This is a genomic window from Rhodoferax sp. U11-2br, assembly GCF_018619435.1.
GTDB lineage: Bacteria > Pseudomonadota > Gammaproteobacteria > Burkholderiales > Burkholderiaceae_C > Rhodoferax.
Map to the genome: position 1 here is coordinate 15,702 of NZ_JAHFZF010000043.1, position 13,039 is coordinate 28,740.

Below are 13,039 nucleotides of genomic sequence, written 5' to 3' on the forward strand. Positions count from 1 at the left end.
AATTAGCCCAGCAGGCGCTGCGGATGGGCGTGGATCTCATCCAGCGCCGAGCGGGTTGCCCGCGCTGTCAAGGGTTCGTCTTCCTGTGGTGTCAGCAGGCTGGCTTGCAAATACGCGGCCAGGCGTGCCGTCTGGAACAGGTAGCTGTGGCCCACATTGTTGGAGAACAGATGCAGGTGACCCAGAGGGCTGCGCCAGACATACTGCACCTGCACCGTGACGTCCTTGTAGTTGAGGGCAAACCACGAACCCAGCGCCAGTTCACGCGCCCACTCGGCCATGTCCTCGCTGGCGGTCTCACCGCCTTCGCTGACCACATCCAGCTCGGACGCTTCAAAGCCCAGCAGTTCCTCGATGTTTTCGGTGTCCAGCGGCAGCTCTTCGCCACCGTCGTCGCTGATGTAGTCGTCCAACTCGGCCAGCCGTTTGGCCAGAGCCTGGATCTGCGCATCGGCGACGGTTTCGGTTTTGGCCATGAAGGCGTCGGCCAGGGTGTCGCTGATGATCTTGATGTGGACTTCCTGGGCACCACGCACGATGCCGAGTCGGTTCATGCCGTCGCGCAGGTTCTGCAACAGGGCGGCCAGACCGGCGATCACCTTGGTGCGGTCGGCCCGGTTGGGTTTGGCGCTGGCCGCCCAGATCAGGTCGGTGGCGGTCTTTTTCAGCAGCAGGGTTTCTTCATGCTGCTTGCCCTGGCGCACGGTGGACACCGCCAGCACCTCGGTCCAGACCTTGAACAAAAATGAGCGGATTTCCTCACGTACCGGCATGTCCTTGAGCTGGTCACGCAGCTCAATGGTGTACTGGATCGCCAGCGTTTCCTTCTGCTCCAACTGTTCGGCCACACCCATCACTTTTTGTGCCGACGGTTTTTTTGCCAGGTGTTTTTTCAGGAACTGCTGAAACTCCTCGTACACCCGCCGGTAGACCCGGTCACCCGTCTCGGGGTACTGCTCCACCACCTGAACCACACGCTTGATTTCGGTCTCCAGCGCGTCGGTGCTGATGCCACTGGAGTCAAACCCCAGCACACACGAGCCCATGTGGTCAATCAGCTGGCGTGCCGGGTGGTCCAGCTTGTTGAAGAAGTCTGGGTCGGCCAGGGCGATGCGCAAGACCGGCATTTGCAGCCGCGCAAACCAGACCCGTGCACCGGGTGGGATGCGATCCTCCTGCAGGATCGACTGAAACATCAAGGCCACCAGTTCAATGATGGCTTTTTCATTGTCGGTTTCGGCCTTGCTCTTGAGCTCGCTGGAGAGTTGGCGCAACTCGGTGGCAACCTGGGCCACCGCCACCGGATAAACAACCTGCCTGCCACCGTCCGTGGTGACGAACTGCACATCCTGCAGCCGGGGTTGCTGCGCCAAGGCCATCATCAGAGGCGCAGACGGTCCGGCATAGGCCAGCCGCGTTGCACCTGCGCCTGATGCGGGCAAGATCATCCCACCGGGGCCACTCACCACGGCCTGCCCGGGATACGCCTCAGCCCCCACAAACCCTTGGGCGGCATAAGCAGACGTTGTGCTCAAGCCTCCTGCTGCAGGCGGACTTTCCAGAAATGCACCACTGAGCAGACGGCCCACCTGCTCCATCAGGCCTTGGGCGCGCCCATAGATGCCGCCAACCCGTCCAGCGGGTGAGCCAATCCGCACACCACCGCTGCGCCGTTGTTCTGCGGGGTTGGGCCCGCCAGGCTGATCGGACGCGCGGCGTTGTTGATTTGGGGCAGGTGCAGGCGGCGGTGCTGGCGCCTGGGGGTGGGGTTCGCGTTCGTCTTCGAAAGAGGATGCGCTGGTGGGTGCACCAAACTCAATCACCGGCAACACACCCAGCTTGATAAGCTCCTCATTGCATGCGGTGTAGGCTTTCTCGAGGTGTTCGTTGAGATGGCGCTGCACCACCGCCGACACCAGTTGCAAGGCTTCGCGCGACAAACCCGCTGCCTCCCACTGCTCCACCAGCAAGAGGAACAAGACCTCCGGGTGAACAATATCGCGGGTTGACAAGGCCTGGTTGTTGTTGAGGTACTTGAGGCGCTTGCGCAGATCATTGACCGGCTCGGCGCCTTTTTCCATCAGGTTCAGCGCCATGCGTGATGCGATGATCTTGTTCTCCACCTCATCCGTGCCCTGCAGCTCAAAATCGGCGGCCAACGCAGCGCGGCCCGATGGCTGGGCCGTTTTTTTGTCGGCAAGCAGCGCTGACTCCCAGGCAGAGAGGGTGCCGTCAAGCCAACGTGTCTTCTGGCGTTGAAAAGCCATCCAGGCATCCCGGCGTACCTGCACTTCACGTGATGGTGCCGCCTCGTCCATCAGTTGTGTCAAGCGCTCCTGCACCTTCGCCAGCAAGCTGTTGAGCGAGGTACCGGTCTGCGACACCAGGCGCTGGCGCACGCGTGCAGACAACTGCATTTGCGAGGGCGTTTGCGCTGTGGTGGCCATGCTCAAAACAACGGCTTAGACCGTGGCTCCTGCGTTGGGATCGTTCGGGTCGGTGTCTTTCTTGACCACGGTGCCCTTGACCAGGTCCTCACGATGGATGCCCAGCCACATGGCAATCGATGCCGCCACAAACACCGAGGAGTAGATACCAAACAAGATACCGATGGTCAGTGCCAGCGCAAAGTAGTGCAGGGTCGCGCCGCCAAACAGCAGCATGGACAGCACCATCATCTGGGTTGAACCGTGGGTGATGATGGTTCGGCTGATGGTGGAGGTGATGGCGTTGTTGATGATTTCCACCGTGCTCATCTTGCGATAACGACGGAAGTTCTCACGAATCCGGTCAAAAATCACCACCGACTCATTGACCGAGTAGCCCAGCACTGCCAACACCGCAGCCAGCACAGGCAGGGAGAACTCCCACTGGAAGAAGGCAAAAAAGCCCATGATGATGATCACATCATGCAAATTGGCAATGATCGCCGCCACCGCAAACTTCCACTCGAAGCGGATGGCCAAGTAGATCATGATACCCACCACCACAAAGGCCAGCGCCTTGAGGCCGTCGGCAGCGAGTTCATCCCCCACCTGTGGACCCACAAACTCGGTACGCCGCATGCTGGCGCTGGCATCCACTGCCTTCAACGCGGTCATCACCTGGGCGCTTTGTTGTGCCGAACTCACGCCCTTTTGGGCGGGTAAACGGATCAGCACATCACGGGCGGTGCCGTAGTTCTGCACCTGAACATCGGCAAAACCCAGTTTGGCCACCGTGTCGCGAACCACTCCCACGTCGGCAGGCTGGGCGTAGGTGACCTCCAGCAGGGTGCCGCCGGTGAATTCCACCGACAAATGCAGACCACGGGAAAACAGGAAAAAAACGGCGGCCAAAAAGGTGACCAAGGACACCGCGTTGAACACCAGGGCATGGCGCATGAACGGGATGTCACGCTTGATTCTGAAAAACTCCATCGTGTTCTCCCTTATTCAGCTTTGATGGTGGCGCCAGATTCAGGCCGCCAGATGGTACCGATCGACACACTCTTGAGTCGATTCTTGCGCCCATACCAGAGGTTCACCAAGCCACGGGAGAAGAAGACGCCTGAGAACATGCTGGTCATGATACCCAAACAGTGCACAACGGCAAACCCCCGCACCGGCCCCGAGCCGAAGGCCAGCAACGCCAGGCCGGCAATCAGGGTGGTGATGTTGGAGTCAAAAATGGTGGCCCAGGCGCGGTCGTAACCGGTGTGGATCGCCGCCTGGGGTGAGGCCCCGTTGCGCAGCTCCTCGCGAATACGTTCGTTGATCAGCACGTTGGAGTCAATCGCCATGCCCAGCACCAGGGCCATGGCCGCCATGCCCGGCAGGGTCAGGGTGGCTTGCAACATTGACAGTAGCGCCACCAGCAGCAACAGGTTAAATGCCAGTGCAATGCTCGAAAAAACACCAAACAACATGTAGTAGATACACATGAACACCGCCACCGCCAGGAAGCCCCAGGCGACGCTGTGGAAGCCCTTGGCAATGTTCTCGGCGCCCAGGCTGGGTCCAATGGTGGTTTCTTCGATGATTTCCATCGGCGCGGCCAAGGAGCCAGCACGCAGCAGCAGCGCGGTGTCGTTGGCTTCCATTGTGGTCATGCGGCCCGAGATTTGCACCCGACCACCGCCAATTTCGGTGCGGATCACCGGGGCGGTGACCACTTCGCCTTTGCCTTTTTCAAACAGCAGGATCGCCATGCGTTTGCCCACGTTTTCACGAGTCACGTCGCGGAAGATCCGGGTGCCTTTGGCGTCGAGGTTCAGGTTGACCGTGGGTTCCTGCGTCTGGCCATCAAAGCCTGGTTGGGCGTCGGTGAGGTTTTCACCGGTCAAGATGACCTGCTTTTTCACAATGACGGGCTGGCCGCTGCGTTCCAGGTAGCGCTCCGAGCCAAACGGCACCATGCCGGTACCGGCTTCAGCGCCGCGTGCCTCCGCACTTTCGTCCACCATGCGCACTTCCAGGGTCGCGGTGCGCCCCAGAATATCTTTGGCTTTGGCCGTGTCCTGCACGCCAGGCAGTTGCACCACGATGCGGTCCAGACCCTGCTGCTGGATCACGGGCTCAGCCACACCCAGTTCATTGATCCGGTTGTGCAGTGTGGTGATGTTCTGTTTGAGGGCCTGATCCTGGATGCGCCGGGCGGCATCGGGCTTGATGGACGCTGTGAGTTTGAAATCCACGCCGTCGGCGGATTCAGCGGTTTGCAGATCGGTAAACTGGTCCTGGAACACCGCTTTCGCCTGGGTACGGGTGGCCGCGTCACGGAACTTGACCTCGATGGACTGGCCTTCGCGGCTGATGCCGCTGTGCCGGATGTTCTTCTCACGCAAGCTGGTGCGCACGTCACCCGAGAGCGACTCTGCGCGCTTGCTCAAAGCCGCCTGCATGTCCACCTGCAGCATGAAGTGCACACCACCGCGCAGATCCAGCCCGAGGTACATCGGTGCCGCATGCAGCCCGGTGAGCCACGCCGGTGAACGCGAGACCAGGTTCAAGGCCACCACATAAGCGGGATTGCTGGGATCGGGCAACAGGGCTTTTTGAATGGCGTCCTTGGCCTTGAGTTGGGCGTCGGTGTCATTCAGGCGAACCTTGATCGATGTGCCGTCCAGCACAACTTGGTCCACCGTGATCCCGGCTGCTTTCAAAGCCGCCTCCACCTGGGCCAAGGTGTTGGTATCCACCTTGACCAGTGTCTTGGCGGCAGAGACCTGCACCGCCGGAGACTCACCAAAAAAGTTGGGTAGCGCATACAGCCCACCAACCACCAGCGCGATCACGATGATCACGTATTTCCAGACCGGGTAACGATTCATGACCGCCCTTCAGATAACAAAACGCTGGCCAGGGCCAGCTTCAAGACGGCTTATTTGATGGTGCCCTTGGGCAAGACTTGCACCACGGAACTGCGCTGGAGTTGGACTTCAACGCTGTTGGCGATCTCAACGCTGATAAAACCTTCGTTCAGCTTGCTCACTTTGCCCAGCAAACCACCGGCGGTGACCACTTCGTCCCCTTTGGCCAGAGACTCCACCATGTTTTTGTGCTCTTTGGCCTTTTTCATTTGCGGGCGAATCATCACAAAGTACAACACCACAAACATCAGGACCAGTGGCAACATGCCCATCAGGGTCGATTGCATGTCACCCGATGCGGCAGCGGCGGGCGCGGTTTGCGCAAATGCAGAAGAAATAAACACAGATAACTCCAGATGTTCAATGAATTGATAAACAAACCGTCCAGGTAGAGCACCCAGAGCGACCGTCCAAGGACAACTTCTCATTGTATGCGGCCATCACAAAGCGGCCAACCTTCGCCGGGCCAGACACCCCATGGCTTAAAGCGGTATCTGCTGCTGCGCAGGGGGCACCAGGTTGCCAAGGCGCTGGCTCGATGTGGCCCGGGCCCCCGTTGTGCGGGGATGCCTGGCTGTTGGCACCGCAGCATGCGAAAATACCCGCATGAACGAGATCACGCTTTCTGAGTACACCCAAACCCTGGGTATTCAAGCAAAACAAGCCTCAGCCCTTATGGCAAAAGCCTCAGCAGCTAGCAAAAACGCAGCGCTCAAAAAACTGGCGGCGCTGCTGCGCAGCAATGTGGAGACGTTGCAGATCGACAATGCCAAAGACATCGCGCGGGCGATGGCGGCCGGGCTGGCGGCGCCGATGGTGGATCGGCTCAAACTCACACCCAAGGTGATCGAAACCTGCGCCCTGGGCTGTGAGCAACTGGCCGCCATGGCCGATGTGATTGGTGAGGTCATCGGTTTGAAAGAGCAGCCCAGCGGCATCCGGGTCGGCCAGATGCGCGTGCCGATTGGTGTGTTTGGCATGATTTTTGAGAGCCGTCCAAATGTGACGATTGAAGCGGCCTCGTTGAGCATCAAGAGTGGCAATGCCTGCATCCTGCGCGGTGGCTCCGAGGCGATTGACTCCAACAAAGCGCTGGCACGGCTGGTGCAGCAGGCCTTGGCTGAATCCGGTTTGCCAGGCAACGCGGTGCAGCTGGTGCAAACCACCGACCGCGAGGTGGTGGGCCAGCTGATCGCCATGCCGCAGTATGTGGATGTGATCATTCCGCGTGGCGGCAAGGGGCTGATCGAGCGCATCAGCCGCGACGCCAAGGTGCCGGTCATCAAACACCTGGACGGCAATTGCCACACCTATGTGGACGATCCATGTGACATCGACCAGGCAGTGATCGTTGCCGACAACGCCAAAACCAACAAATACAGCCCCTGCAACGCCACCGAGAGCCTCTTGGTGGCGCGCGGTGTGGCGGCTGACTTCCTGCCCAAAATCGCGGCCATCTATGCGGCCAAAGGGGTGGAGATGCGCTGCTGCCCAGAGTCCCTGGCCTTGCTCCAGAGTTACAAGGAAAATCGTGCCCCAGCCCTTATGGATCAAGGGCAGGGTGCTATGAATGAAGAAGTATTCAAACTGACGCCCGCCACCGAGGCCGACTGGTTTGAAGAGTACCTGGCACCCATCATCAGCATCAAGATCGTGGCCGGGGTGGACGAGGCTATTCGCCACATCAATCAATACAGCAGCCACCACACCGATGCCATCCTGACGCGTGACCATGTGCATGCGCAAGCGTTTTTGCGCGAGGTTGATTCGGCCAGTGTCATGGTCAACACCAGCACCCGCTTTGCCGATGGTTTTGAGTATGGCCTGGGCGCCGAAATTGGCATCAGCACCGACAAGTTCCACGCGCGTGGCCCGGTCGGCATCGAAGGCCTGACCTCGCTCAAGTACGTGGTGCTGGGCCAGGGAGAAGTGCGCTCGTGAGCTCATGCGCCGTCAAGCCAGGCGCGTCTGGCTGACGGTGGTGGAACTATTGCGCATCCGTGCACTCTGACGCGGTGCCAGACAGATTGTCAGGTCAGGGAGGTTGGAGCGACAACGCCCCGACCTAGAATCAAAGCAACTATTTCGCAAGGTCGTCCATGGTTCCTCACCTTATTACCGCATTGACGGGCCCCATCAACGAGTTAGAGCAGCGTGTGCTGGACTCCATGCCCGCCATCGAGCGCTGGTTCCGCCTGGAATGGATGGAGCACACCCCACCGTTTTACAGCTCGGTGGACATCCGCAACGCGGGTTTCAAGCTCTCTCCGGTCAGCACCCGGCTGTTCCCCAGCGCCTGGAACAACCTCACCCCGGAAATGCTGCCGCTCGCCGTGCAGGCGGCCATGGCCGCGATCGAAAAAATCTGCCCCGAAGCGCGCAACCTGCTGGTTGTTCCCAAAAACGGCCCACACAGTGTCCGGTACCTCGAAAACCTGGTTCAGCTCACCCGTATCTTCAATATGGCGGGCCTGAATGTGCGGCTGGGTTCGATTGACCCGGCCCTCAAGAAAACCATCACCCTGGACCTGCCAAGTGGTTCGTCTGTCACCCTGGAGCCGGTGATTCGCGGCAAACGCCGCCTGGGCCTCAAAGACTTTGACCCCTGCACCATCCTGCTCAATAACGACCTGAGCGCCGGTGTGCCCGGCATTTTGGAAGAGATTTTTGAGCAGTACCTGCTGCCACCTTTGCATGCGGGCTGGCCAACCCGGCGCAAAAGCAACCACTTCAAGGCTTACGAAGAAGTGGCCAAACGGCTGGGCAAGCTCATGGGGGTCGACCCCTGGCTGATCAACCCCTTGTTTGAGAAGTGCGAGGCGGTCGATCTGTCGCAAGACAGCGGGCTGGACTGCCTGCGTGGCCAGGTGGACCTGGTGCTGACCCGCGTGCGGCGCAAGTACAAGGAATACGGCATCAAGGAAAAGCCGTTTGTGGTGGTCAAGGCCGACCATGGCACGCATGAACTGGGTATCGTCACCGTGCGTGATACCAAGGACATGCAGGCCCTGTGTGAACGGGTCCATACCCTGGTTAAAGAACGCAAGACACCGCTGATGCCGCATGGTTTCATGGTGCAAGAAGGGGTGATGACGCAGGAGCGTGTCAACGACGCCGTGGCCGAACCGGTGATCTACACCATGGACCGTTACGTGGTGGGGGGGTATTACCGGGTGCATGCCGGACGCGGGGTGGATGAAGCCCTCAACGCACCGGGCTCGGACTACGCGCCGCTGGCGTTCGAGCACAGCACCCAGCTGCCCCAGCCCGGGGTGAAACCCGGGGTCAGCCTGCCCAACCGTTTCTATATGTATGGCGTGGTGGGCCGCCTGGCGATGCTGGCGGCCAGTTACGAACTCGAAGCCACCGACCCCGAAGCCGAGGTCTACGACTAGCACCAGGTGTTGGTTTCAGGCCACAAGTCGGGGCTTGGGCTTGTCCTGGATCAAGTCGCTACTGGATGGGGATCAGAACCCAGAGGTCTTTCTGACGCAAAATGGCGCCCTGTTATGACATGGAGCCTGATGATTCCGGGGCTTGGTGATTCTTGGTAACCTCTAAAACGACTTTGCGTGCGCTCACCTTGGGCGCCATCGGTGTGGTGTATGGCGACATCGGCACCAGCGTGCTGTATGCCGTCAAGGAAGTGTTTGGCGCAGGCCACGTTCCTTTCACCACGGACAACGTGATGGGTGTCCTGTCGATCTTTTTCTGGACCCTCACTGTCATCATCTCACTGAAGTATGTGACGCTGGTGCTGCGCGCCGACAACAACGGCGAAGGTGGTCTGGTGGCGATGCTGGCACTGGCCTCCCAATCGGTGGTCGACAAACCCAAACTGCGCCGGGTGCTCTTGTACGTAGGCATTTTTGGCACCTGCCTGTTTTATGGCGACGGGGTGATCACCCCGGCGGTGTCGGTGTTGTCAGCGGTGGAAGGTCTGGAAGTGGTCTCACCCGCCCTGAAAAAAGCGGTGATCCCGCTGACCCTGGTGATTCTGTTTGCCCTGTTTTTTGTGCAAAAACGTGGCACGGCCGACATCGGCAAGTTTTTTGGTCCGATCACGCTGTTGTGGTTTGCCACGATTGCGGTGCTGGGGGTGTCCCACATCTGGCACAACCCAGAAATTCTGTGGGCACTGAGCCCTCACTATGCGCTGGGCTTTGCCTGGTCCAATCCCTTAACCACCTTTCTGATCTTGGGTGCGGTGGTGTTGTGCGTGACAGGGGGGGAGGCGCTCTACGCCGACATGGGGCACTTTGGCAAAAAGCCGATCCGTCTGGCCTGGTTCACGGTGGTGATGCCTGCGCTGACGCTCAATTATTTCGGCCAAGGCGCCTTGCTGCTAAGTGATCCCTCGGCGGTCAAAAACCCGTTTTTCAACATGGCGCCGGACTGGGCCCTGTTGCCGCTGGTGGGCCTGGCCACCCTGGCCACGGTGATTGCCTCTCAAGCGCTGATCACCGGGGCGTTTTCGGTCACCAAGCAGGTCATCCAGCTCGGCTATCTTCCGCGCTTCCAGGTCTTGCACACCAGCGTCAAGGACACCGGCCAGATCTACATGCCCTTTGTGAACTGGGGCCTGTTTGTGATGATTGTGCTGGCCGTGGTACTGTTCAAGTCGTCCAGCAATCTGGCGGCGGCGTATGGCATTGCGGTCACGCTGGACATGCTGATCACCACCGTGCTGACCTTTTTTGTCATCCGTTACGCCTGGCATTACCCGCTGTTGTTGTGCCTGGCGGCCACCGGCGCGTTTTTTGTGGTGGATATGGCGTTTTTCACCTCCAACATGCTCAAGCTGGTGGACGGCGGCTGGTTCCCGCTGCTGATTGCCGGGGGCATCTACACCATCATGCTGACCTGGAAAGACGGTCGGCGCCTGCTCAAGCAGAAGATCAAGGCCGAAGCCATCGATCTGACCAGTTTTCTGGAGGCGGTGTTTGTCAGCCCGCCGACCCGTGTGCCCGGCACTGCGGTGTTTCTGACTGCCGAAACCGGCACCGTGCCCAATGCGATGTTGCACAACCTCAAGCACAACAAGGTGCTGCATGAGACCAACCTGTTTGTCACAGTCGTCAGCCAGGAGGTGCCATGGATCGGTCTGGACAAACGCCTGGCCATCGAATCGCTCGGGCATGACTGCTGGCAGGTGATTGTCAATTACGGCTTCAAAAACGACCCGGACCTGCCCAAGGCGCTGCAAAGCATCAAGGGCCGGGGCTGTGACCTGGACCCGATGACCACCAGCTACTTCCTGAGCCGCGATACCGTCACCCCCACGCTGGGCAGCGGCATGGCACCGTGGCGTGAAAAACTATTTGCCCAGATGCACCTGAACGCCAGCGGCGCGGCCGGTTTCCTGAACCTGCCTAGTAATGCGGTGGTGGAGCTCGGGTCCAAGATCGAAATCTGAGTGGGGCTTGGCCCAGGCCGTTGGTAAGTGCCTGGGGTAGACGTTTTGCGTCAAAAGCCGCTTGGACCCTTATATAGCAAGGGCTTTGTGCTATGGTTTTAAGTCAGGTTGCGATGGCTGTGTCAAGCCGCGCCTTGCCAATAGGCTTTGCGGGAAAACTGCTGCTTGAGGTAATCCACCCACAGGCGCACGCGCAGCGGTAAGTGTTTGCGCTGCGTAAACACCGCATAAATGCCGTTGGGTGGCGCGGCAAAATCCTCCAGCACCGGCACCAGCAGACCCGAAGCCACCTCGGCCTGCACCTCCCAGGTGCTGCGCCAGGCGATGCCGTAGCCCGCCAGACACCAGTCGAACAGCACCTGACCGTCGGAGCAGCTCAGCGGCCCGCCCGGTTTCAGGTAGACCACCTCGGTGCCGTCTTTGGCGGCTTGTGAAAACGCCCAGCCGCGGGTCTGGGAGGCGTCGCTGGAGAGCGTCAGGCAGTCAAACCGCGCCAGATCCTGCGGTGTCTGGGGTAAACCGTGGCGCTTGAGGTAAAGGGGCGCGGCCACACACAGGCGGCGGTTGTCGGCCAGGCGCACACTCACCAGGCTCGAGTCGGGCAAGTCCCCCACGCGCACCGCGCAGTCAAAACCTTCGGCGGCCAGGTCCACCACCCGGTCATTCAGGTTGAGCGACAGCGTCACATCGGGGTGCAACTCACGAAAACGCGGCACCAGCGGTGCCACATGGCGGCGCCCAAAACCCGCCGGGGCCGTGATGTTGAGGTGGCCGGTAGCCCGCACACCGCCGGCCGACACACTGGCCTCGGCGTTGTCAAGATCGGTCAGCAGGCGTTGGCAGTCCTCCAGAAACGCGCTGCCTTCCTGCGTGAGGGTGACACGCCGGGTGGTGCGCACCAGCAGCTTGACACCCAGGCGTTCTTCGAGTGCGTCGATGCGTCGGCCAATGATGGCCGGGGCCACCCCTTCGGCCCGGGCGGCGGCGGTCAGACCACCGCGTGCGGCCACGGTGACAAAGGTTTCTAGCTGTTTGAGTTTGCTCATCAGGTGTCGGCCTCAGGCTTAGGCAACCACACCGGCCTGGCGCAGCGCCTGCACCTGGTGGTCATCCAAACCGAGCCCGTTCAGCAACTCGTTGGTGTGGGCGCCCAGCTTGGGCGGGTCCAGGCGCACACCCAGACGCTGGCCGTCCATCGTGAACGGGAACAACGTCGCCTTGCTGGTTTGCCCCGCACGCGCGCCGTCGGGCAGGGTGATGTCGGCCAGGCCACCGGTGGCCAGCAGGTGTTCGTCGTCAAACAACTCTTCGGGCTTGCGAATCGGGGCATAGGGCAGCTTGTTGGCTTCCATCATCTGGGCGATCTGCGCTGCGGGGTACCGCGCCAGGCGTTCACGCAGCACTGGCATCAGGCTCGGGCGTTCACGCACCCGGTCGTTGTTGCTGGCGTAACGTGGGTCGGCCAACAGATCGTTCAGTTCAAACACTTGGCAAAACGTGCGCCATTGGGCATCACTGACCGCCGAAAGGAAGATCTGCTCACCATCCCCGGCGGTGAACACGTCGTACACGCCCCAGGGCGAAATGCGCGCAGGCATCGGTGCGGCGGCCTGGCCGGTCATGGCGTACTGCAACATGTGCTGGCCGACCAGGAACACATTGTTCTCAAACAGCGCGCTTTGCACCTCCTGACCCCGGCCGGTGATGCCGCGCTGGATCAGCGCACCCAAAGCGCCAATCGCGCCAAACATGCCACCCATGATGTCGTTGACGCTGGTGCCCGCGCGCAGCGGGTCACCGGGGCGGCCGGTCATGTAGGCCAGACCACCCATCATCTGCACCACTTCGTCCAGCGCGGTGCGGTGTTCATAAGGTCCAGGTAAAAAGCCCTTGTGGCTCACATAAATGAGTTTGGGGTTGACCTGCGACAGCGCTCCGTAGTCCAACCCGTACTTGGCCATGGTGTCGGGTTTGAAGTTCTCCAGCACCACATCTGCACTCTGGGCCAATTGGCGTACCACAGCCGCGCCTTCGGCATGGTGCAGGTTGATCGCGATGCTTTTTTTGTTGCGGTTGAACATCGGGAAAAAACCCGCACCGGCGCCCAGCAGGTGGCGGGTGCGGTCCCCTTCGATGGGTTCGACCTTGATCACCTCGGCGCCCATGTCGGCCAGCACCATGCCACAGGTCGGGCCCATCACCATGTGGGTGAACTCCACCACACGCAAGCCACACAGGGGCAGCCGGGAAGAAGTTGGGGCGGTGTTGGGGGG

At 60.4% G+C, this 13,039-nt stretch carries 9 protein-coding genes; 3 read left to right on the forward strand and 6 right to left on the reverse strand.

The genetic code is table 11. The features are described 5' to 3' along the window. Window positions 1–2 precede the first annotated feature (2 nt). The 4 genes from KKO72_RS19305 to yajC are packed head-to-tail and all read right to left on the reverse strand — an operon-like array spanning window position 3 to window position 5,694. Entirely contained in the window at window positions 3–2,447 is a 2,445-nt protein-coding gene (locus KKO72_RS19305) for a DUF1631 family protein (protein WP_214942984.1), read from the reverse strand. 15 nt (window positions 2,448–2,462) lie between these two features. Further along, the gene (gene secF / locus KKO72_RS19310; protein WP_214942986.1) at window positions 2,463–3,419 is read right to left on the reverse strand and encodes a protein translocase subunit SecF; all 957 of its coding nucleotides are present in this window, start codon (window positions 3,417–3,419) and stop codon (window positions 2,463–2,465) included. Between the two features lie 11 nt (window positions 3,420–3,430). Then, a complete protein-coding gene (gene secD / locus KKO72_RS19315; protein WP_214942989.1) occupies window positions 3,431–5,311 on the reverse strand; it encodes a protein translocase subunit SecD in 1,881 nt (626 codons plus the stop codon). 50 nt (window positions 5,312–5,361) lie between these two features. Beyond that, the gene (yajC, locus tag KKO72_RS19320) at window positions 5,362–5,694 is read right to left on the reverse strand and encodes a preprotein translocase subunit YajC (RefSeq protein WP_078364599.1); all 333 of its coding nucleotides are present in this window, start codon (window positions 5,692–5,694) and stop codon (window positions 5,362–5,364) included. 262 nt (window positions 5,695–5,956) lie between these two features. Here yajC and KKO72_RS19325 point away from each other — a divergent pair, with 262 nt between their 5' ends. The 3 genes from KKO72_RS19325 (at window position 5,957) to KKO72_RS19335 (ending at window position 10,766) form a co-directional block, all read left to right on the forward strand. Next, a complete protein-coding gene (locus KKO72_RS19325; protein ID WP_214942991.1) occupies window positions 5,957–7,291 on the forward strand; it encodes a glutamate-5-semialdehyde dehydrogenase in 1,335 nt (444 codons plus the stop codon). A gap of 158 nt (window positions 7,292–7,449) precedes the next feature. Continuing rightward, a complete protein-coding gene (gene gshA / locus KKO72_RS19330) occupies window positions 7,450–8,745 on the forward strand; it encodes a glutamate--cysteine ligase (RefSeq protein ID WP_214942994.1) in 1,296 nt (431 codons plus the stop codon). A gap of 152 nt (window positions 8,746–8,897) precedes the next feature. Beyond that, entirely contained in the window at window positions 8,898–10,766 is a 1,869-nt protein-coding gene (locus KKO72_RS19335) for a potassium transporter Kup (RefSeq protein ID WP_214942997.1), read from the forward strand. A gap of 122 nt (window positions 10,767–10,888) precedes the next feature. Here KKO72_RS19335 and KKO72_RS19340 read toward each other — a convergent pair whose 3' ends face one another. Further along, complete coding sequence (locus tag KKO72_RS19340; RefSeq protein ID WP_214943000.1) at window positions 10,889–11,812, reverse strand: LysR family transcriptional regulator; 924 nt, start codon at window positions 11,810–11,812, stop codon at window positions 10,889–10,891. Between the two features lie 18 nt (window positions 11,813–11,830). After that, window positions 11,831–13,009 (reverse strand): CaiB/BaiF CoA-transferase family protein, encoded by a 1,179-nt coding sequence (locus tag KKO72_RS19345; protein ID WP_251140795.1) that lies wholly within the window; start codon window positions 13,007–13,009, stop codon window positions 11,831–11,833. Between the last annotated feature and the right edge of the window lie 30 nt (window positions 13,010–13,039).